The organism is Rhodoplanes tepidamans (assembly GCF_030813915.1).
Taxonomy (GTDB): domain Bacteria; phylum Pseudomonadota; class Alphaproteobacteria; order Rhizobiales; family Xanthobacteraceae; genus Rhodoplanes; species Rhodoplanes tepidamans.
Window position 1 is genome coordinate 324,273 of sequence record NZ_JAUSUJ010000001.1, and the last position, 20,825, is coordinate 345,097.

General features: G+C 72.3%; 21 protein-coding genes and 1 tRNA gene. 9 read left to right on the plus strand and 13 right to left on the minus strand.

Translation table 11 applies throughout. The features are described from left to right. The first annotated feature begins 274 nt into the window (after positions 1–274). A complete protein-coding gene (locus J2S22_RS01495; protein WP_272779388.1) occupies positions 275–1,381 on the plus strand; it encodes a hypothetical protein in 1,107 nt (368 codons plus the stop codon). 54 nt (positions 1,382–1,435) lie between these two features. Here J2S22_RS01495 and J2S22_RS01500 read toward each other — a convergent pair whose 3' ends face one another. Beyond that, the gene (locus J2S22_RS01500) at positions 1,436–1,738 is read right to left on the minus strand and encodes an HU family DNA-binding protein (protein ID WP_272779387.1); all 303 of its coding nucleotides are present in this window, start codon (positions 1,736–1,738) and stop codon (positions 1,436–1,438) included. Positions 1,739–1,989: 251 nt separating this feature from the next. Between J2S22_RS01500 and J2S22_RS01505 the strand changes: the two genes are divergently transcribed. Continuing rightward, a tRNA-Asp gene (locus J2S22_RS01505) sits at positions 1,990–2,066 on the plus strand. A 266-nt stretch (positions 2,067–2,332) separates the two neighbouring features. Here the strand turns inward: J2S22_RS01505 and J2S22_RS01510 are convergent. Then, on the minus strand, positions 2,333–3,343 hold the full coding sequence (locus tag J2S22_RS01510; protein WP_272779386.1) for a Bug family tripartite tricarboxylate transporter substrate binding protein: 1,011 nt from the start codon (positions 3,341–3,343) through the stop codon (positions 2,333–2,335). A 56-nt stretch (positions 3,344–3,399) separates the two neighbouring features. Further along, on the minus strand, positions 3,400–4,266 hold the full coding sequence (locus J2S22_RS01515; protein ID WP_272779385.1) for an amidohydrolase family protein: 867 nt from the start codon (positions 4,264–4,266) through the stop codon (positions 3,400–3,402). A 122-nt stretch (positions 4,267–4,388) separates the two neighbouring features. On the opposite strand from J2S22_RS01515, the gene J2S22_RS01520 reads away from it, so the two are divergent. Continuing rightward, positions 4,389–5,588, plus strand: a complete 1,200-nt coding sequence (locus tag J2S22_RS01520) for a LysR family transcriptional regulator (RefSeq protein WP_272779384.1) — start codon at positions 4,389–4,391, stop codon at positions 5,586–5,588. A gap of 51 nt (positions 5,589–5,639) precedes the next feature. Here J2S22_RS01520 and J2S22_RS01525 read toward each other — a convergent pair whose 3' ends face one another. Genes J2S22_RS01525 through J2S22_RS01555 form a run of 7 tightly spaced genes read right to left on the minus strand, consistent with a single transcriptional unit; the run spans position 5,640 to position 11,633 of the window. Beyond that, on the minus strand, positions 5,640–6,176 hold the full coding sequence (locus tag J2S22_RS01525) for a hypothetical protein (RefSeq protein ID WP_272779383.1): 537 nt from the start codon (positions 6,174–6,176) through the stop codon (positions 5,640–5,642). 17 nt (positions 6,177–6,193) lie between these two features. Continuing rightward, the gene (locus J2S22_RS01530) at positions 6,194–6,724 is read right to left on the minus strand and encodes a hypothetical protein (RefSeq protein ID WP_272779382.1); all 531 of its coding nucleotides are present in this window, start codon (positions 6,722–6,724) and stop codon (positions 6,194–6,196) included. 53 nt (positions 6,725–6,777) lie between these two features. Continuing rightward, complete coding sequence (locus tag J2S22_RS01535; protein WP_272779381.1) at positions 6,778–7,974, minus strand: NnrS family protein; 1,197 nt, start codon at positions 7,972–7,974, stop codon at positions 6,778–6,780. Further along, the gene (locus J2S22_RS01540; protein WP_272779380.1) at positions 7,971–8,753 is read right to left on the minus strand and encodes an ABC transporter ATP-binding protein; all 783 of its coding nucleotides are present in this window, start codon (positions 8,751–8,753) and stop codon (positions 7,971–7,973) included. Before J2S22_RS01540 ends, J2S22_RS01535 begins: the two co-directional genes overlap by 4 nt. Positions 8,754–8,758: 5 nt before the next feature. Further along, complete coding sequence (locus J2S22_RS01545) at positions 8,759–9,580, minus strand: ABC transporter permease (RefSeq protein ID WP_272779379.1); 822 nt, start codon at positions 9,578–9,580, stop codon at positions 8,759–8,761. After that, entirely contained in the window at positions 9,577–10,623 is a 1,047-nt protein-coding gene (locus J2S22_RS01550) for an ABC transporter substrate-binding protein (RefSeq protein WP_272779378.1), read from the minus strand. Before J2S22_RS01550 ends, J2S22_RS01545 begins: the two co-directional genes overlap by 4 nt. Beyond that, a complete protein-coding gene (locus J2S22_RS01555) occupies positions 10,620–11,633 on the minus strand; it encodes an ABC transporter substrate-binding protein (RefSeq protein WP_272779377.1) in 1,014 nt (337 codons plus the stop codon). The genes J2S22_RS01550 and J2S22_RS01555 overlap by 4 nt, the downstream gene beginning before the upstream one ends. Positions 11,634–11,864: 231 nt before the next feature. Between J2S22_RS01555 and J2S22_RS01560 the strand changes: the two genes are divergently transcribed. The 4 genes from J2S22_RS01560 to nusB all read left to right on the plus strand — a co-directional run bounded on the left by J2S22_RS01560 (position 11,865) and on the right by nusB (position 14,616). Beyond that, complete coding sequence (locus J2S22_RS01560; RefSeq protein ID WP_272779376.1) at positions 11,865–12,728, plus strand: DMT family transporter; 864 nt, start codon at positions 11,865–11,867, stop codon at positions 12,726–12,728. Positions 12,729–12,937: 209 nt separating this feature from the next. Beyond that, entirely contained in the window at positions 12,938–13,561 is a 624-nt protein-coding gene (locus J2S22_RS01565; RefSeq protein WP_272779375.1) for a riboflavin synthase, read from the plus strand. A 60-nt stretch (positions 13,562–13,621) separates the two neighbouring features. Then, a complete protein-coding gene (gene ribH, locus J2S22_RS01570) occupies positions 13,622–14,128 on the plus strand; it encodes a 6,7-dimethyl-8-ribityllumazine synthase (RefSeq protein ID WP_272779374.1) in 507 nt (168 codons plus the stop codon). Next, the gene (nusB, locus tag J2S22_RS01575; RefSeq protein ID WP_272779373.1) at positions 14,125–14,616 is read left to right on the plus strand and encodes a transcription antitermination factor NusB; all 492 of its coding nucleotides are present in this window, start codon (positions 14,125–14,127) and stop codon (positions 14,614–14,616) included. The genes ribH and nusB overlap by 4 nt, the downstream gene beginning before the upstream one ends. 15 nt (positions 14,617–14,631) lie before the next feature. Here nusB and J2S22_RS01580 read toward each other — a convergent pair whose 3' ends face one another. Continuing rightward, positions 14,632–15,099: a hypothetical protein gene (locus J2S22_RS01580; RefSeq protein ID WP_272779372.1), complete on the minus strand. Its 468-nt coding sequence runs from the start codon at positions 15,097–15,099 to the stop codon at positions 14,632–14,634. A 308-nt stretch (positions 15,100–15,407) separates the two neighbouring features. On the opposite strand from J2S22_RS01580, the gene J2S22_RS01585 reads away from it, so the two are divergent. Further along, complete coding sequence (locus J2S22_RS01585; protein ID WP_272779371.1) at positions 15,408–15,995, plus strand: TetR/AcrR family transcriptional regulator; 588 nt, start codon at positions 15,408–15,410, stop codon at positions 15,993–15,995. 139 nt (positions 15,996–16,134) lie between these two features. On the opposite strand, the gene phbB is transcribed toward J2S22_RS01585, so the two are convergent. Next, on the minus strand, positions 16,135–16,869 hold the full coding sequence (gene phbB / locus J2S22_RS01590; protein ID WP_272779370.1) for an acetoacetyl-CoA reductase: 735 nt from the start codon (positions 16,867–16,869) through the stop codon (positions 16,135–16,137). 535 nt (positions 16,870–17,404) lie between these two features. Here phbB and J2S22_RS01595 point away from each other — a divergent pair. Beyond that, on the plus strand, positions 17,405–19,435 hold the full coding sequence (locus J2S22_RS01595) for a methyl-accepting chemotaxis protein (RefSeq protein ID WP_272779369.1): 2,031 nt from the start codon (positions 17,405–17,407) through the stop codon (positions 19,433–19,435). 255 nt (positions 19,436–19,690) lie between these two features. On the opposite strand, the gene J2S22_RS01600 is transcribed toward J2S22_RS01595, so the two are convergent. After that, positions 19,691–20,716 (minus strand): CBS domain-containing protein, encoded by a 1,026-nt coding sequence (locus J2S22_RS01600; protein WP_272779368.1) that lies wholly within the window; start codon positions 20,714–20,716, stop codon positions 19,691–19,693. Positions 20,717–20,825: the final 109 nt, after the last annotated feature.

Consider the following 20,825-nt stretch of genomic DNA (forward strand, 5'->3'; position numbering starts at 1 on the left):
GGCGATGCCGGCCGGGGCCGAGGCGGAACCGCGACGGGCACAGCCGTCGCCGACCGCCACAGGCCCGACCGGGCCGGCACGGCCGCGCACCCGCGCCGTCTCGCTGCCGCAGGCGGCCGACGGTGATCCCGACCCGCAATGGCCGGGACTGGCGGGCGAGGGGGCTGCCGTTCCGGACGCTTCGGCCGCGCAGGAGAGGCGGGCACAGCCGTCGTCTCCTGCGGCCGACCGCGACATCACCGCCTCGATCCGCGCCCCTGCGATTCGCCCGCCCGTGATCCGCGCACCCGCGACGATCCCGGCCCTGGAGGTCGCCTCGTCCCCGCCGTCCCCGCCGACCGATCACTGGGGCCCGGCTTGGCCGGACCTGTCCGGCGCGCCGCGCGCCGCCGTCGCGACACCGGATCCCGCGACGACCGGCGCGATCGCCCCGATGCCCGTCAAGGCGCCGGCCGCGGCGCTGCGGCCCGCCTATGTGGTGCCCGCCGTCACGGTGCGGCCGTTCGCGATCGAGGTCGGCGGCCGCTACTGGTACTCGAGCGGCAAGGTCGACTTCGGCTTCCGCAACGGCTCACCCTATTACGGCGATCCGACCTCGACGCTCGACTGGCGCAACGTGAAGGGCCATGCCGGCGAGGTGTTCGGCCGCATCGCCCACCAGCCCACCCGTCTCTTCGTGAAGGGCGTGATCGGCGGCGGAACGCTCGACGGCGGCACCATCGTCGACCGCGACTTCTTCGCCGGCCAGCTGAAGTTCTCCGACACGACCAGCGACGTCACCGGCGACAGCCTGCGCTACGGCATCGTCGATGTCGGCTGGTCGTTCGACGTGCCGCGCGCCGGCTGGCGGGTCGGCGGCTTCGTCGGCTATCACTACTGGAACGAGAAGCTCGGCGCGTCGGGTCTCGTCACCAATCCGGACGATTTCGGCGGCGCCTACTGGGGCGTCCCGCCCGGCACCAGGCTGGTGTCCGATTCGACCGCGGTGTTCGTCTACGAGCCGACCTGGCACGCGCTGCGGCTCGGGGTCGACGGCCGCTGGGAGTTCCTGCCGGGCTGGTCGGTGGCGGGCGAGGTCGCATGGGTCCCGATCGCCCGGCTGGAGAACAAGGACAGCCACCTGCTGCGCCAGAGCATGAGCGATCTCGGGCCGGCCCCCAACGTGATCTCGCGCTCGTCGCGCGGCTGGGGCGTCGAGGCGGAGCTGTTCCTGAACTACGCCGTCACGCCGTTCCTCGAGCTCGGTGTCGGCGGTCGCTGGTGGGGCCTCAACGCCGATTCCGGCACCGTGACGTTCGGCCCGAACAACGCGACCTTCGATCTGACCAAGTTCGAACAGCAGCGCTACGGCGTGCTGGTGCAGGCGAAGGGCCGGTTCTGAGAGCGCCTGCCGGGACGAGCCAGCGGCCCGCCCCGGCCCGGCAGCGGACGCCGATCAGATCGCGTCCTTGAGCTCCTTGGCGGCCCGGAACGCCACCTTCTTGCTCGCCTTGATCTTGATGGCCTCGCCGGTGGCCGGGTTGCGGCCCATGCGGGCGGCGCGCTTCTTGACCTGGAGAATGCCGAGGCCGCCGATGCGCAGGCGGTCGCCCTTCTTGAGGTGCTTCACCACCAGCCCGACGAAATCGCTGAGAATCGCCTCGGACTGCTTCTTGGCGATCTCGTGCTCGCCGGCGATCGTCGCGGCGATGTGCTTGAGCGTGACGGTCGGGGCCGTCGTCGTCGCTGCCTTGGCCATCTTTAATCCCTCCTCTTTGGACCGATGGACGCCAGAACTGCCCGTCACATAGACGATTCTCGCGCCTTGGCCAGCGCCAAATGGGAGAAACGCCCATGTTTTAGGGGTTTTCACGGGGTCTGATAGCGATTCGCCCCGCGCCGCAGGCGTTTTCGCGCCCCTTCGGTGGCGAATTCCAGCCCTGATCGCGCCCCTGCGATGCCCGCTTGACTTCGTTCGGGAGGGGCCCTAGGAGAACGGCTCCGAAGTTCGGGGGCGTAGCTCAGTTGGTTAGAGCGCCGGCCTGTCACGCCGGAGGTCGCGGGTTCGAGCCCCGTCGCTCCCGCCAGCCGGACATCGGAATTTTCCTACATCCAGGACGTGGCCGCAGCGGCCGGACCGCTATCGGCCGGTCGCGCCGAACGCGGATCCCGCAGCCGCCGCCGCACGCGACGTGATCGTCGCGTCTCGTCAGGTCCCGGCGTCACGGCCGTCTCGGCCGCCGGGACCGTCCTCCGTCGGACGCTGCGCATGCGGCCACCGACGAGCCGCCCATGAAAAAACGGCGGCGGGCGGTCGGCCCGTCGCCGTGAGGCGTGCCGCAGGCGGAGGCGCCTACTTCTTCTCGATGCCGGCCGCCGCGACCACCTTGGCCCACTTGGCGACCTCGCGGGCGATGCGGGCCCGGAAGTCGTCGACCGAGCAGCCCTGCGCCGCCATGCCGTACTTGGTGCTGGCGGCCTGGATGTCGGGCAGGGCGACCACCTCGTTGACGGCGCGGTTGAGCAGGGCGACGATTTCGGGCGGCGTCGCGGCCGGTGCGGCGAGGCCGTTCCAGCTCGTCACCTCGTAGCCCGGCAGGCCGCTCTCGGCGACCGTCGGCACGTCGGGCAGCGACGGCGCGCGCGTCGTCGCGGTCGTCGCCAGCGCGACGATCTGGCGCTCCTCCAGCGGTCCCTGCAGGGCGGCCTGGTACTCGAACAGCACGTCGACGTCGCCCTGGATCATCGCGGTGACGAGCTGCGGCGTCGTCTTGAACGGGATCGCCGTCACCGTGATGCCGGCCATCGACTTGAACAGCTCGCCGGCCAGGTGCTGGTTGCTGCCCGGATTGATCGAGCCGAAGTTCAGCTTGCCGGGCGACGCCTTGGCCGTGGTGATGACGTCCTGTACGGTCTTCAGCGGCGATCCCGCCTTGGTGGCGATCACCAGGCCGTAGGCGGCCGTGGTGGAGATCGGCACCAGGTCGCGCTCGAGATCGTAGGGCAGCGACTTGAACAGCGACTTCGCCGCCGTCAGCCCGCCGCCGATCATCGCCAGCGTGTAGCCGTCCGGAGTCGAGGCGACCACCGAGTTGATGCCGATCACGCCGGCGGCGCCGGGGCGGTTGTCGATGATGAACTGCTGGCCGAGCTTCTCGGACAGCTTCTGGGCCACCATCCGCATGGTGACGTCGGCGATGCCGCCGGCCCCGTACGGGACGATGATGCGCACCGGCCGGTTGGGGTAGCCGGCCTGGGCGCGTGCCGTCGTCGGCACGGCCCCGGCGAGCGCCGCGGCGAGGCCGCCGAGCATCAGGCGGCGCCGGTCCGGGCGGAGCGGGCTGGAGACGGGGCCTGGGGTCATGTCTTCCTCCGGAGATCGTTGTCGGCCGGGGCGCCGCCGGCGCCCGTGAGCGTCGGTCAGGCGGTGACGGGCTCCGCCGCGAGGGCGGGATAGAGGCGCCGGGCCGTGCCGGCGAAGATGCTGGCGCGGTCGGCCGCGGAGAGGCAGGAGAGGGCGGCGCGGGCGGCGTCCAGGATGCGGCTCATCGGGCCGGCCTCGGCCGGAAAGTTGGAGCCCCAGGCGATGCGCTCCGCCCCGAAGGCGGCGACGAGCCGGGGGAAGAACGCCTCCGGCCGCGACGCGCCGGCGGCGGCTTCGCGCACCGTGCGGCTGGTCAGCTTGAGGACGACGTTCGGCCGGTCGGCGAGGCGCCACAGCCAGTCGGCCTTCTCGTAGGGGGCGCCGTCCGAGAGGTCGACCCGGGCGAGATGGTCGAGCACCACGGGCACCCGGCGGAAGCGGTCGAGCAGGAGGGCGAGCTGGTCGACGCCCTCCGGCCGCATCTGCACGCAGACCGGCAGGTTGGCCGCCTCGGCCCGTTCCCAGATCGGGAAGCTGCGCGGATCGGCGAGCCAGCCGGCCTGGCCGGGCTGGGTGGTGCCGGTGGTGAACAGGCGCAGTCCGGTGAGCCCCTTCGCCACCCAGCGGTCGAACACGGCCGGCGCGTCGGGCGCGAACAGATCCATCGAGAACACGCCGGTGAAGCGGTTCGGGTGCGCCGCGACCGAGTCGGCCAGATAGGAATTGTCGAAACCGTAGGCGGTCGAGGCCTGCACGACGGCGGCCTTGGCGACGCCGGCCTCGTCCATCGCGGCGATCAGGTCGGCGGCCGTGGTCGGCCGGGCATGCGACCAGTCCGACTGCTTGCCGCCGAGCGGCGCCAGCGGGTAGCGCGCCGTATCGGGCGAGATCACATGCGTATGGATATCGATAATGTCGGTCATGCGCGGCTCCTCGATGCCGCCATGTCAGCATTTTCTTGCGCCCGATGCGCATTCCAACGCTGACCGCATCCATGAGTTTCTGCTAAGTTCGTTTCTCGCAGTGCAACAGCGGGGACGATCGCGTGGAGGACACGAGGCTCGGCCGCCTGCGCGCCTTCCACCAGGTGGCGACGGCGGGCGGCATGACGGCGGCGGCCGGGGCCCTGCACCTGACCCAGCCGGCGGTCAGCCGTGCCGTGCGGGCCCTGGAGGCGACCCTCGGCACCGCGCTGCTGGAGCGGCGGGGCGACGGGGCGGTGCCGACCGCCGAGGGACGGGTGCTGGCGGTGCGGACGGCGCGCTTCTTCGCCCAGATCGCGGCGGCGATCGGCCAGGCGACGGGGCGGGATCCGGCCGGCGACGCAGTGGTGCGGATCGTCCGGTCGCTCGGCGACGCGCATCTGCGCAGCCTCGCGGCGATCCGTACGGCGCAGACGTTTCGCCGCGCGGCAGCGTCGCTCGGCGTCGCCGAGCCGACCCTGCACCGGGCGGCGCGCGATCTCGAGCATCTGCTCGGCGTCGCGCTCTATCGCCGGACGCGGGACGGGATCGGCCTGTCGCCCGCCGGCTCGGAGCTCGCCCGCCGGCTCGCGCTCGCCGCCGCCGAGATCCGGGCGGCGCGCGAGGAGCTCGATCTGCGGCGCGGCAGCGCCGCCGCCACCGTCGCGATCGGGGTGCTGGCGCTGGCGCCGGCCCGCCTGGTGGCGCGCGCCGGCGAGGCGGTGCTGCACCGGCGTCCCGGCGTCCGGGTGACGATCCGCGAGGCGCCGTACGCGGCGCTCGCCGCCAGCCTGCGCGGCGGCGATCTCGATCTGGTGTTCGGGGCGCTGCGGGCGCCGCCGCCGTTCGACGATCTGGTCGAGGAGCCGCTGTTCGAGGATCCGTACCGGATCGCCTGCCGGCGCGGCCACCCGCTCGCCGGCCGGCCGGGGCTCACCCCCGCCGATCTGCGGCCCTACGGCTGGGTGGTGCCGACCGCCAGCCTGCCGCGGCGCGCCGTCATCGACCGCATGGCGGCCGAGTGGGAGCTGCCGCGGCGCGGCGCCATCGAGGCGGACTCGCTCGGCGGCATCGTCGCCGTGCTGGCGGAGAGCGACCGGCTCAGCCTGCTGCCGCGGGCCGGCGTCGCCAGCGAGGACGGGCCGGGCGGGCTCGCCTCGCTCGACCTGCCGATTCCGCATCCGCGCCGGGTGGTCGGCCTCACCACCCGGGCCGACTGGCTGCCCACCGCCGTGCAGGCGGAGTTCCTGGACCGGCTGCGCGCGGTGTCGCAGAACGCATGACGCCGCCGGATCGCTCCGGCGGCGCCGCTGTCGTCCGGTGACGAGCCGCGCTCAGGCGACCAGCCGGCGGCCTTCGATCAGCCGCATGTCGAGGACGTCCTCGGGCTTCATCGGGATCAGGGCGACCCCGACGTCGCGCTTGTAGCCGTTCCAGCGGGCGGTCTCGGCCTCGGTGCCGAAGCCGGCCTCGACCTTCTTGCCGACGGTGGCGAAGTCGCCCGGCAGCAGTCCTTCGCGCACCCACAGCGCGACCGCGCCGCACGGGCGGTGGACCTCGAAGGCGAAGCGGCCGAACGGCGAGGCCGGGCCGTGCGCCAGCGTCTGGTCGACGACGAGGCGCCGGCGCGACAGCGCCCGGGTCATGAACTCGAACGAGTCGATCAGGCCCGGCGGGTTGAGGCCGGCCACGATGGCGATCTCGTCGCGATGCGGGACGCCGGTGCCCGGAAAGGCGTCGAAGGCGCGCTGCAGCACCTTCATCGAGAGGACGACGCCACCGAAATGGTCCTTGTCGTGGAAGGACTCGAGGTCGTCGAGCGTGATGTCGAGCTCGCCGGCGTAGTCGCGCAGCTTGATGGACAGGGTCATGACAGGTCCTTTCCGGCTCAGCCGTGCACCACGGGGCCGATCTCGAACAGATCGCAGGCGGGCGAGGTCATCACGCGCTCCGCCATCTCGTGGCGCAGCGCGTCGAAGCGGGCCACCTCGGCCTCGCTGGCGAGCCCGCCCGACGTCTTGGAGGCGAGCGCCAGGAACTCACCGGTCAGCGTGCCGTCCTTGAGCCACAGGCTCACCGACGTCCCCTTGTAGTGGACCTCGAAATAGAAGTGCTCGCCGCACACCGGCTGGCCCTTCTTGGCGCCGCGGTCGATGATGGCGCGCTGCCGGCTGAAGGCGCGGGTGGCGCATTCGAGGCCGTCGACGACGCCCGGGCCGTCGACGCCGACCACCACCTGGATGCGGCTGCGCTCCGGCGGCTCGCCGGGCGACACCAGCGGGAAGGCCGTCTCCAGCACCTTGTAGGCGACCGCGACGCCGCCCGGATGGGGGCCGCCGTGAAACCTCAGCATCTGCTCGTAACTGATGGCGACGCGGTTCTGCTTCAGACCGCGCATCTCGAGAACGTGCTGCGTCATCGTCTCTCCTTTCGAGAAAATCGAAGCTGTCGTGACAATCGGAGCGTCTCGTCTCATCCCGGCTTGCCGTCCACGCGGGGCGCCAGGAGCCAGGGGCCGAACACCGCGAGCCAGGCGAGAAAGCCGCCGGCCCACAGGGCGCTCGGCAGCACCACGCCGAGCATCGGCATCGCCTCGGGGGCGATCTCGGGCACCGCGACGCGGGCGACCGTCGCGGCGACGATCAGGGCGGGGGCGATCCACACGGCGCGCGGCAGCGGGAAGCCGCGGCCGGTGTGGCGCAGCGACACGACCGACATCACCGTCACGACGGTGAGCGAGGCGGCGCCCATGCCGAGCAGGTGGCGCAGGCCGGTCGGATCGAAGGGCGCGCCCAGCCCCGCGGCGCCGAGCCCGGCGAGGCCGGCCGCCATGAAGCCCTGCGCCAGGTAGAACAGCAGCACCTGCGGCCGCCATAGCGCAGCGCCGCGGTGCAGCTCGACCATGCGGTCGAGCTGGGCGCAGGCGGCGGCGAGCGCGATCCAGCCGGTCACCGGGTCGCGCGGCGCCACCGTGTCGGCGATCGCGAACAGGACGAGGGTCGCGGCGGCGAAGTGGCGGCGTCCGGGCGACAGGCGCGGCGGCCCCTTCTGCCCGGTCTCGTGAAGCGCGGCGCCGAGCGTCACCGGCAGGATGCGGCCGAGCGCCAGCGCGATCGCCACCAGCATCAGGTCGAGGCCGAGCACCACGGCGGCGTCCGGCGTGCCCGGCATCGCGCCGAGCCGCGTCATGTGGAACCAGACGTTCGCGGCCAGCACCCCGATCATCACCAGGCCGAGATCGACCGGCCGGCGGGTCGCCGTGGCGAGCGCCGGCAGCGCGCTGCCGAACACGGCCGGCAGGAAGGCGAGGTCGGCCAGCGCGACGAGCGAGGCCGGCAGGATGCCGTCGAGCCAGAAGGCGATGCGGCCGGCGAGCCAGACGAGCACCAGGGCGGCGAGCCGCCGGCCCGTCACCGGCGGCGTGCCGGTCCAGCTCGGGAAGGCGGTCAGGGCGAAGCCCGCCATCGCGGCGGCGAGGCAGCCGAACACCTGCTCGTGGGCGTGCCATGCCGCACTGCCGACCGTGCCGGCACCGACCAGCCCGGTCCAGATCACGGGCAGCGGCAGCACGGCGGCGACCGCGGCGACCGGCACCAGCAGGAAGAACGGCCGGAACGCATAGGCGAGCACGACCCCGCCGGCCCGGCTCTGCTCCCCCGGCGGTCTCATCGCGACGCCTCCGGCTCGACGGCGAGCGCCCTGGCGGTCGCCGGATCGGCGAGCAGGCGGCCGACCTCGGCATGGACGAAACCGTCGTCGCGCGCCGCGTGCGGCACCGCGATGTCGTGCAGGGCGGCGACCCGGGCCGGCCGCGGCGACAGCACGACGATGCGGTCGGCCATCCGCACCGCCTCGGCGAGATCGTGGGTCACCAGCACCGTGGTGAGGCCGCGGGCGTCGATCAGCCGCTGCACCAGCGCCTGCATCTGGCGGCGCAGGCCGACGTCGAGCGCGCTGAACGGCTCGTCGAGCAGGACGAGGTCGGGGTCGATGGCGAGCGCGCGGGCCAGCGCCACGCGCTGACGCATGCCGCCGGAGAGCTCGTGCGGAAACTTGTCGCCGTCGTCCTCCGACAGGCCGACGATGCCGAGCAGCCTCTCGGCGCGCGCGTCGCGCTCGGTCCGGCCCATCGGCAGCGCCTTGAGGCCGAAGGCGATGTTCTGGCGCGCGTCGCGCCAGGGCAGCAGGCAGGGGTCCTGGAACGCGAAGGCGGGCCGCACGAAGGCGTGGACGATGCGGCCCTGGTCGGGTCGCGACAGGCCGCCGATCATCGCGAGCAGCGTGCTCTTGCCGCAGCCGGACGGGCCGATCAGGCAGCCGACCTTGCCGGCCGGCAGGGCGAAGGAGACCTCGGTCAGCACCGGCTCGGGCCCGAAGGCGTGCGACACGGCCTCGACGACGAGGCCGGGGGACGATGTCGCGGCGGTGCTGTCGGGTGCCGGCGTCATGCGCGTCAGATCCCCGGCATGTCGCGCGCCTCGGCGCCCGGCAGCTCGCGCCGCCAGGTGAGCAGGCGGCGGCGCAGCGGCTCGAGCAGCAGGTACTCGATCGCGAGCAGCAGCGCGACGACGACCAGGATCCAGGCCATCGCCTTGACGGTGTCGACCTGCACGCGCGCCGTGGCGAGCCCGTCGCCGATGCCGCCGGCGCCGCTCAGGAGCTCGGTCATCACGGCGATCTTCCACGACAGGGCGAGCGCGGTGGCGACCGCCGGGAACAGGTAGGACAGCATGTGCGGCAGGTAGACGTCCCACACCAGCACGCGGCGCGGCACCCGGAAGGCGCGCGCCATCCGGCGCAGCGCGCCGTCGAGGCTGCGCACGCCCTCGGCGGCGCTGGCGAACACGATCGGTGCGCTCGTCACCAGCACCGTGAACACGACCGCGAGCCCCGAGCCGCCGAACCACAGCAGCGACAGCACCACCCAGGCGATCGCCGGGATGCCGAGCATCAGGGTGGCGATCGGCGCCAGGAGCCGCCGCATCATGTCGGAGAGGCCGGCGAGCGCACCCAGCGCGCCGCCCACCACCACGCCGCCCAGAAACCCGACCAGCGCGTTGCGGCTGGTCTCGACCACGGCCGGCCACACCCGGCCGTCGAGCGTCATCCGCCACAGCGCCGCGAAGGTCTCGCGCGGCGACGGCAGCACCAGCGTGCCGTAGGCGGCGTGGCCCGCCTCCCACAGCGCGACGAGCAGCAGCAGGCTGGCGGCGGCACCCCAGCCGCCCCACACGTAGTCGAGCGCCTGGGCGAGCCGCGCCCGCAGCGTGATCATCCGGTGCCTCCCCAGTAGAACCGGGCGGGCGGCGGTGCGCCGCCGAGCACGTTCGGGGCGACGCCGACGAGATCCGCATAATAGCGCTCGATGTCGTCGCGGGCCGCGGCGGCGGTGACGACGTCGAGCCGGAAGTGCGGCAGCGACGCCTCGACCACGGCGGCGGGCAGCGCCAGCGGCTCGCTGCCGAGCCGGCCGGCCGCTGCCGGGTCGGCCCGCACCCAGTCGACCGCCGCACCGCAGGCCGCGTGCACGGCCGCGACCAGCTCGGGCCGCGCCTGCAGCAGCGCCTCGCTCGCGGCGAGCCCGGCCTTGGGCAGGCCGCGCGTGCGGCCGGTCAGCGCGCCGTACACCGCGGTGAGATCGGCGATGCGCCGCATCGGACGGTCGGACTGCGCGGCCCGCATCAGCACCGCGGTGGCGACCGGCTCCGGCACCGCGGCGAGGTCGGTCTCGCCGGCGAGGAGCTTTCGCGCGGTCTCGGCGGGCGTGGCGACGTAGTCGAGCACCACGTCGCGGTCCGGATCGAGGCCGAGCCGGCGCAGCACCAGGCGCAGGATCAGGTCCGGCGCCTCGCCCCGGAACGCCACGGTGACGCGCCGGCCGGCGAGCGCCTCGACCCCCGTGACGGCGGGATCGCGGCCGATCAGGAACAGCAGCCCCCAGGCCAGCACGCCGACCAGGCGGATCGGGGCGCCGGCGTTGAACAGCGATGCGGCGGCGTCGGTCGGCAGCGCGACGAGGTCGTAGGCGCCGGTGCGCACGCCGGCGCGCAGCTCGTCGAGGGTGCGCCAGACCTTCAGGGCGGGCGCAGCGACATGCGGCGCGAGCGTGCCCGCCGCGATCCCCCGGGCGAGCAGCACGGTCGGGGTCGCCGGCATGCCGGCGATCACCAGCCGGTCGAGCCGCGCCGCCGCCGGCGCGGCCGGGTCGGACGCGCCGCTGCGGCCGACCGCGAGCATCGATGCGACCGCGGCGAGGCCCGTCACCGCGGCGCGGCGGGAGACCGCGCCGGTGCCGTGCGCGCCCGCGCAGGAGCTCATGCGCCCGGGCCCCAGTAGAACCTGTCGTCGGGCAGCCGGCCGCCCAGGATGTCGGGCGACATCTCCATCAGGGCCGTGAAGTAGTGCTCGAGGTCGGGCCGCGCGTCGGCGGCCGCGACCACGTCGAGGCGGAAATGCGGGATCGACCGCTCGACCACCGGGGCGCCGAGGTCGAGCGTGGCGGCGCCGAGTCGGCCGGCCTCGGCCGGATTGTCGAGCACCCAGCGGGCCGCGGTCCGGCAGCCGTCGTGAATCGCGCGGACGATCTCGGGATGCGCCTGGACGAAGTCCTCGCGCACGCCGAGGCCGGCCTGGGAGATGCGCGGCGGCCGCCCGGTGAGGCGGCCCCAGACGGCGGTGAGGTCGGCCGCCCGCCGCACCTCGATGCCGGCCTGGGCGCCGCGGATCTGCGACGCCGTCGCGGCCGGCTCGGAGATCACGGCGAGTGCGGCGCGGCCGGCGAGCAGGAGCTGCACGGCCTCGGTCGGCGTGCCGACATACTGCAGCTTCACGTCGGTGTCGGGATTCATGCCGAGCTTGCGCAGCGTCATCCGGAAGATCAGGTCGGGCGCGTCGCCGCGAAACGCCATCAGCACCGGCTTGCCGGCGATGTCCTCGATCTTCTGCACCGCGTCGTCGCGGCTCATCAGATAGAGAAGGCCCCAGGTGACGATGTTCATCAGCCGCACCGGGACGCCGCGGTTCAGCATGTTGGCGCACGAGTAGGACGGCGTGCCGAACACCGCCATGTCGCCCGACACGACGCCGGCCCGCATCTGGTCCGGGGTGCGCCACACCTTGAGCTGCACCTTGTCGGCGAACTGCGACAGGGTTCCGGTCTCGACCAGCCGGGCCATCACCACCGACGGGGTCGCCGGCATGCCGTTGATGGTGAGGCTCGCGAGCTTCGCGGCGGCCTCGGCGCGGCCGGCGAAGAGGCCGGGCAGGAGCGTCGCGGCGCCGGCCGCGGCGAGGCCCGTCAGTGCGTCGCGTCGGGTCGGAAACGCCATGCCGTGCTCTCCTCTGCGACGAAACGATCGCGCGCCGCCGGCTCCGTCACGGCCGGAGGCGCAGGGCTGGATAGTCGGTCGCCGGGACGGCCGGCATACGAGAAAGTACCGAGCGATTTTGGAATTGTCCGAAAATGCAAATCCTTCCAGGCAGGCTTGACGCCGCCTTGCGGGCAGAGGAGTGCTGTGGTCTCCCGCCGGTCCCGCCCCGATCACCCCCGCACGGACTTCATGGCCCAGCGTTCCGTCGTTCCCGGCATCCTGTTCATGATCGGCTGCACGATCATGTTCGCCATCGGCAGCGCCGTCTCGAAATGGCAGCTCGCCGACTATCCGGTCGGCGAGATCCTGTTCGTGCGCGCCCTGGTGTCGCTCGTCACGGTGTCGATCATCATCCTGCCGCACACCGGGCTGGCGGTGTTCCGCACCACCCGGCTGCGCGACCACACCAGCCGCTCGGTCACCCAGGCGGCGGCGCAGACCTGCATCATGGTGGCGCTCAGCCTGATGCCGCTCGCCAGCGTCATCGCGGTCAACTTCTCGGCACCGCTGTTCGCCACCCTGTTCTCGGCCCTGATCTTCAAGGAGACGGCCGGCCGGGCCCGCTGGGCCGCCCTGGTGGCCGGCTTCGCCGGCGTCCTCATCGTCACCAATCCGGGCGCCGACACGTTCCAGATCGGATTCCTGTTCGCGATCGGCAACGCCGTGCTGTACGGCCTGGTCACGGCCGGCGTCCGCAGCATGACACGCACCGAGTCCGCCGGCACCCTCACCATGTGGCAGATGGTGATGCTGACCGGCATCTTCACCGCGGCGCTGCCGTTCGGCTTCGTGGTGCCGAGCTTCTGGGACGGCGTGCTGATGCTGGTGAACGGCGTCTCCAACGCCATCGGCCAGTACTGGTGGACCAAGGCGCTGCATCTCGCGCCGGCCGGTGCGGTCGGGCCGTTCTACTACCTGTCGCTGGTGTGGGCGATGGTGATCGGCTTCCTGGTGTGGGGCGACATCCCGACCGTCCACCTGCTGCTCGGCTCCGCCGTGGTGGTGGCCTCCGGCCTCGCCCTGCTGTGGCACGAGGCCGGCCGGAAGGGCTGAGCCGGGCGGGGGACGGCGGTTTCCGACGGCGTGTCCCGGACAAGGCGCGTCGGGCCGGAAGCCTGATGCGCCGCAGAGCCGGGGCCCAGGGCGGCACGGCAGGCGCCTCCACCAGTCGCCTGGGTCCCGGTTCGCGGCGCGTTGCGCCGCGCCCGGGACACGATGCGTCGCCGTTGCATTCCTCCGCCCGTGGCCCTAATCCAGGGCGCATGTTCACAGGCATCGTCACCGATATCGGCACCGTCCTCGCCGTCGCGCCGCGTGCCGACGACCTTCGCCGCCTCACCATCGCGTGCAGCTACGACCGCGCGTCCATCGTGGACGGCGCCTCGATCGCCTGCAGCGGCACCTGCCTGACCGTGGTCGCCGCCGGGGTGGAGCAGGGGCGCACCTGGTTTTCGGTCGACGCCGCGGCCGAGACGCTGCGGCTCACCACGGTCGGCCGCTGGACGGCCGGCAGCCGGGTCAATCTCGAGCGCGCCCTGAAGATCGGCGACGAGCTCGGCGGCCACCTGGTCACCGGCCATGTCGACGGCCTCGCCGACCTGATCGCCCGCGAAGACCTCGGCGAGATGGCGAAGATGACGTTCCGGGCGCCGACGCCGCTCGCCCGCTTCGTCGCCACCAAGGGCTCGGTGACGCTCGCCGGCGTGTCGCTGACCGTCAACGAGGTCGACGGCGACGCCTTCTCGGTGCTGCTCATCCCGCACACGCTGCAGGTGACGACGCTGGGCGACCTCGCGCCGGGCGATCCGGTGAATCTCGAGGTCGACCTGATGGCGCGGTACGCGGCCCGGCTGGCCGAGACCGCGAGCCCCGCAGAGGCGGTCTGACGTCGTCGGGGTTGCGAGCGGTCCCGCCGGCTTGCTACTGACGGCGCGACCGAGGAACCCATGGCCGGACCGAGCACAGCGACACGCACCATCGAAGAGCCCCTGCCGGGCGCGCGCATCCTCATCGTCGAGGCGCGCTACTACGGCGCCATCGCGGATGCGCTGCTGGAGGGGGCCCGCCGGGTGCTCGACGCCGCGCAGGTGGAATGGGACATCGTCAGCGTCCCGGGATCGCTCGAGGTCCCGCAGGCGGTGGCGATCGCGCTGGAGGCGCCGGTGCACACCCGCCGGCTGCCGTTCGACGGCATCGTGGCGCTCGGCTGCGTCATCCGCGGCGAGACCAGCCACTACGACATCGTCGCCGGCGAATCCGCCCGTGCGCTCATGGATCTGGCGATTCGCCACCGGGTGCCGATCGGCAACGGCATCGTGACGACCGACACCCACGCCCAGGCGATGACCCGCGCCAACCCGGACGAAGGCGACAAGGGCGGCGTCGCCGCCGCCGCCGTGACGTCGCTGATCCGGGTGAAACGCCACCTCCAGAGCCCGCGGGGCGACCGGTGAGCCGCGAGCCCAAGCCGGTGCGCAAGGCGAACCGCCGCGGCGCCGCGCGGCTCGCCGCCGTGCAGGCGCTCTACCAGATGGACATCGCGGCGACGCCGCTGCACGAGATCCTGGCCGAGTTCGAGAGCCACTGGATCGGCCGCGAGGTCGAAGGCGACCAGTACCTGCCGGCCGAGGCGGGCTTCTTCCGCGACATCGTCAACGGCGTCGTCGAGGGCCAGCGCAAGCTCGACCCGCTGGTCGACCAGGCGCTGGAAGCGAGCTGGCCGCTGAAGCGGGTCGAGGCGATCCTTCGCTCGGTGCTGCGGGCGGGCGCCTGGGAGCTCGACAAGCGCCGCGACATCCCGGCCCGGGTGGTCGTGTCGGAGTATGTCGACGTGGCCAACGCCTTCGTCGACCGCGACGAGACCGGAATGGTCAACGCCGTGCTGGACGAGATCGCCCGGCGGCTGCGCGCCGCCGAGTTCGATCCCGCGCCGCAGGGCTGAGACGCAGCCCCGCGCTCAGCGCCAGCCGCCGAGCGTCCAGGCGCAGCCCGACATGCCGACGCAGCCGGTGCCGTAGGTCGCCGCCGTCGCGGCTGGAACCACATAGGTCGGATAGGCGTAGATGCGGCGCGCGTCGGTCGCGTAGATGGTGCCGTCCTGGGCCGGCGTCGCCCAGCCGACCGGGCCGTAGGCGCCGTACGGCACCGGACCCGCCACGGGCACGACGCCGTACCGGGCCGGCGGCAGCCGCGGCCGCCACGACACGTACCATCCCTGCCCGGGCTGCCACGAATAGCCGTAGGCATGCACGGGGGCCGGCCGCGCGTGCCGGTGCCAGGCCTTGCCGTGTCGAACCTTGGCGTATGGATGATGCGCCGGGTGATACGCGCCCGGAGGTGCGTGCGGCGCCTGCGCGGAGGCGTCGGCGGCGAACCCGACGGTGGCGGCGAGCCCCGCCGCGAGGATGATCCCGGTACGCGACATCTTCTGGTCCTTTCGCTCGGAACTGGCCTTCGACCGCAACGGCGGCGCCCGGCGCCGACCGGCCGCACCCGCATGGGCCGTTCTCGCACGGAAGCCTGAAGGCCGAGATAACGCCGCGCGGCCGCGGCCGCGGACCCGGCGGAAACCCGTACGGCGCCGGACGTCGCCCCGCGTCAACTTGTCCCGGATCGGGAAAGGGCGGGTCGTTAAAGAGGGTTTCTTCTCCAACAGAAGATATTAATGTACTAGCTCCATTCTAAAGTCGTCGAAGACGGCAACCATTCGACAGTACATTTCGGAATACAGCAATGGCTCGCAAGTACGAGCTTAAAAGGCGCGCGATCCGCCAGGATGCGACGCGTCAAAAGATCGTCTCGGCCGCTGTCGATCTGCACTGCAGCATCGGTCCGACCCGCACCAGTATTCTGGCCATAGCGGAACGTGCCGGGGTCGAGCGTCCGACCGTCTACCGGCACTTTCCGACGCTCGAGACGCTGTACGATGCCTGCGCGGAACGGTTCTGGAGCGACAACCCGCCGCCGGACCCGGAGGCGTGGACGGCGATCGCGGATCCCGAGGAGCGGCTGCGGCACGGTCTCGGCGAGCTCTATGTCTTCTTCGAGCGGCTCGCTCCGGCCTTATGGAACATCATGCGGGACGTCGAGGACGCGCCGGACCTGCGCCGCTTCTGCGCCGACCATGCCGGGCACTGGGTGCGCATGCGGGAGATCCTGGCGGCTCCGTTCGAGGTGCCGCCGGAGCGGCAGGCGCAGCGCGACGCCGCCATCGCCCACGCGGTCGATTTCTTCGCGTGGCGCGCCTCGCGCCGGCAGGGCACTGCCAGTCCGGAGATCGTCGACCTGATGATCGGAATGGTGCGCGGCGGCTGCGGCTGAGGCTCGCGGCCGGCCACGACAAACGGTCCGGGGCGTGACGCCGCGGCCGCCGGCCGGTCGTCCGCCCCCGCCGCCTCGGCCGCGGGGGCGCTGCTCGTCACGTGGCCCGGATCACATCGTCCGGATCACGGCCTCCGCATCACATGTACTGTCCGCCGTTCGCCGCGATGTCGGTGCCGGTGATGTAGCCGGCGCTGTCGGACGAGAGGAAGACGACGATGTCGGCGATCTCGTCCGGTGCGCCGAGGCGGCCGACCGGGATCAGCGGCAGGATCTTCGTGTCCATCACCTCCTTCGGCACCGACAGCACCATCTTGGTGCCGAGATAGCCGGGCGAGATGGTGTTCACGGTGACGCCCTTGCGGCCCACCTCGAGCGCCAGCGACTTGGTGAAGCCGTACATGCCGGCCTTGGTCGCGGCGTAGTTGGACTGGCCGAACTGGCCCTTGGCGCCGTTCATCGACGAGATGTTGATGATCCGGCCCCACCCGCGCTCCAGCATGCCGTCGATCACCTGCTTCGACATGTTGAACACCGAGTAGAGGTTGGTGCGCAGCACGGCGTCCCACTGCTCGAACGTCATCTTGCGGAACATGGAGTCGCGCGTGATGCCGGCGTTGTTGACCAGCACGTCCACCGGACCGACCTCGCTCGCGACGCGGGCGACGCATTCCTTGCAAGACTCGTAGTCGGCGACGTCGACCTGATACGCCTTGAACTCGCGTCCTTCCTTCTTCTGGTTCTCCAGCCACTCGTCGACGTGCTTGTTGCCCGGCGAGCAGGTGACGGCGACGCGGTATCCGGCAGCGTGCATCTTCACGCTGATCGACTCGCCCAAGCCCCCCATACCGCCCGTGATGACTGCAACGCGCATGGTCCGAATTCCTCCTTGTTGAATGCGGCGACCCTCGTCCCCCGGATCGACGACCGGGACGTCTCTGCCTCTGTTCGTCCGCCGGCCCGCCGAGGCGGGCCGAGGCGTGTCTTCGGCGTTTCGCTCCGTGCCTCGGCGCTTCTCGCGCCGGTGTCCGGACGATTGGGCGCGCGCCGTCGGGGGTCGATACGGCGTGCACCGGCAATGCAATTGCGATTATGACAGTCAGGCGAGTTTGGGCGATTGCGGCGGGCGCCGCAAGGTGCAGGCACCGTCCGCCGCGACTCTTTGGTCGTATCGTTCCCTGCGACCAAAGCGCCGGGGCCGCCCGGGATGGCGCCGGATGTCGAAGACGACGGTCGACAGTCGCTGAGCGAAGCAGGGTCCGGCGAATTCGTGCGGACGGCACCTGCCCCTATGCGCTGCTCGCAGAGCTTCTTTACCGCTCTGCAAGGTTCTACCCCCCTTACTAATGCGCGGAGACGAGCGCCACCGAGACCGAAAAACAGTCGGCGCCCGTGCTCGGAGGAATGACATGCGGGGTCTTCGTTTGCGCGTCGGCGCCAAGCTGACGCTGTCGGCCATGGTGGGCATCGCCCTCGTCTCGGTGCTCGTCGGAAACGTCTTCTTCAGCGGTCGCGACACGATCGCGGCGACCGAGACGGCACTGACGCGGCAGAAGCTCATCCAGGACGCCGGTCGGGCCCAGGTCGCGTTCGAGCAGATGCGGGTCTCCTACCGGGAGATCAAGATGGCGCGGTCCAAGGGGGAGGTGGACACCGCCCTCAAGAGCTTCCGCGAGACCGCGGCCGAGGCCGCCCGGTATCTCGGCGACATGCGCGGCGCCGTGCTCCTCAAGGAGAATCTCGACCGGATCGACCGCGCCGCCAGCCTGATCTCGGCCTACGACAAGGCGGTCGAGGAGATCGGCCGGCTGCAGGAGAAGATCTTCGAGCTCTGGGTCGCCCGGGACCAGGTGCTCGGCGTCTGGAACAAGTCGTTCGATGCGTTCGTCGGGTCGAAGGTGCTCGAAGCCCAGCCGAACGGGGCCGATGTCGAGGCGCTGGTCCGGCAGGCGGATTCTGTGTCGAAGACGGCCCGCATCGTGTCCTGGCGCTACGATGCGACCGAGCTTCCGGCCCAGGCCGCCCGCATCCCGCCGCTGCAGAAGAAGGCGCAGGAGATTCTGCGTCAGGGGCGGGCCAAGCTGACCGACCCGACCCTGGTCGCCGAGCTCGACGGCCTGGACAAGAACCTCGCCCGCTTCTCCGAGGTGATCGACAATACCGTCGCGGCACGCGCCGCCCAGGGCGAGGTCCTCGACAAGCGCCTGCGTCCGATCGTCGGCGAGATCGACAAGCTGATCGACGACACGGTCGCCTCCACCACCCAGACCGTGAAGGCCGAGGCCTCCGACCTGATCTCCGGCGTGAGCCGGGCGACCACCATTTCGGTCGTGCTGGGCCTCCTCGTCGTCGCCGTGCAGATCGGCTCGGCGGTGTTCGGCGGCCTGTCGATCGGCAAGCCGGTCCGCCGCATCGGCGAGGTGCTGCGCAGCCTCGGCGACGGCAATCGCGCCGTCGAGATCCCCTACACGGCCCGCCACGACGAGATCGGCGAGGCGGCCCGTGCGGCGCTCGCCTTCCGCGACAATCTCGCCCGGGTGGAGCAGCTCGAGGCCGACCGCAAGGCGATCGAGGCGCAGACCGCCGAGGAGCGGCGCGCCGCCATGCACCGGCTCGCCGGCGAGTTCGAGGCGGCGATCGGTCAGATCGTCCAGCGCGTCTCGCAGGCCTCCGGCGCCCTCGAGGCGGCGGCCGGCGCCATGACGGCCACGGCCGAGAAGACCGAGACGCTCGCCGGCAACGTCGCGGCGGCCTCCGAGGAGGCCTCGGCCAACGTCGCCGCGGTGGCGTCCGCCACCCAGGAGATGACGTCGTCGGTCGGCGAGATCGGCCGGCAGGTGCAGGACTCGAGCCGCATCGCCGCGCACGCCGTCGCCCAGGCCCGCACCACCGACCAGCGGATCACGGCGCTGTCGCAGTCGGCCGGACGCATCGGCGACGTCGTCAAGCTGATCACGGCGATCGCCGAGCAGACCAACCTGCTCGCCCTCAACGCGACGATCGAGGCGGCCCGGGCCGGCGAGGCCGGCAAGGGCTTCGCCGTGGTCGCCCAGGAGGTCAAGGCGCTCGCCGCCCAGACCGGCAAGGCGACCGGCGACATCTCGGCCCAGATCGCCGAGATGCAGGGGGCGACCCAGGATTCGGTCGTCGCCATCAAGGAGATCGGCGGCACCATCGGCCAGATCGCCGAGATCGCCGCGGCCATCGCGGCCGCCGTGGAGGAGCAGGGCGCGGCGACCGCCGAGATCGCCCGCAACGTCCAGCAGGCGGCCAAAGGCACCGACGAGGTCGCCCGCCACATCACCGACGTCAACCGGGGCGCCACCGAGACCGGCGCGGCCTCCGGCCAGGTCCTCCTCTCCGCCCGCGAGCTGTCCAAGGACGGCGCCGCCCTGCGCCAGCAGGTCGACAAGTTCCTCGGCGCCGTGCGGGCCGCCTGAGCGGGCGGGGTCTTTCCACGGATCGAACCGGAACGGGCGCCCCTGCGGCGCCCGTTTCCGTTTCACATCCGCTCTGTTTCAGATCCGGTCGGGTGGAACGCGCCCGTCGTCCTACGGTCCGGACCGGCAGGGGCCGCGGGCCCGGAATCCACAGCGACGGGGTCGGTGGTTCACGACGGGCGGAGGTGAGGACGCGGTCCGGGGTCGCCGCGGCGTGGCGCCCCGGAACGACGGCCAGTTCGCCTGGCGCCCGTGCTACTTCCCCCAGTGCAGGAACAGCCCGACGTCGCCCGGGACGCCGCCGGGGAAGTCGACGATGCGGGCGGTGAGGCCGAAGCCCTTGGGGCGCAGCTCGTCCTTCCAGCGCAGGAAGACGCGGGCCGGCAGGCCGCGCAGCGTCGCGGGCCATTCGGGGTCGGGCACGTTCACGGCGCGGCCGTGGTCGGTGCACAGCTCGCAGGGGAAGCGCAGCAGCATATGCTCGGCCTCGCCCTTCTCGGCGGCGATCCTGGCCTCGTGCAGCATGCGGCTCCACATCGCCTCGGTGAGCTCGGCGGCGAGCATCTCGTTCGCCTCGTGATGGCGCTTCTCCTGCGCCTGCCGATGCGCGTCGGCGCGCAGCGCGTCCTCGTCCTTCTCGTGGCTCTCGACGAGGCCGCGGAAGCCGGCGGCGGAGAGCTCCTCGTCCGGCTTCGGGGTGGTCGGGGTGGTGGCGGGCGCGGCGGCCCCGGGCGTCTTCTGGTGCATGCGGGCCTGCAAGGCGGTGAGGTGTTCTTCGGCGGCGGTGAGAGGGTCGGGGCTGCGCTCGGACGGCGGCGGCTCGGCCGCATGGCCGTTGCCGGCGATCGCCCGCACAAGGTCGGCCCGGCTGACGATGCCGACCATGCGGCCGGCCGCGACCACCGGGGCGCGCTTGATCCGGTTCTGCGCCAGCACGGCCGCCACTTCGACGATGTCGGCGTCCTCCGGCACGGTGACGACCGGGGCGGTCATGACCTCGCCGGCGGTGCGCTGGTCCTTCTCCAGGTGGGCGACGAATTCGGGGCTGAGCTCCTCGCCCTCGGCCAGGACGCGCAGCCACCAGTCGCGGCGGGCCTCGCGGTCGCGCTGGTCGCGCGGGATGAGGTCGCCCTCGCTCACCATGCCGAGCAGCGCGCCCGCCTCGTCGACCACGGGCACGGCGCTGATTCCGTTCTTGTGCAGGATCTTGGCGACGGCGCGGGCGGGCGCGTGGGGGGCGACCGTGATCACGGTCCGGGTCATCACATCGGCGGCTTTCACGGGTTCGGGTCCTGTCGATCTGGGCGGGCGCGGGGCCGGCGGGCGGCTCGGTTCCCAATTGGGACCCAAGCCCGGTGCGATGACTTTGACCTGGAGCAAGATTGACTTG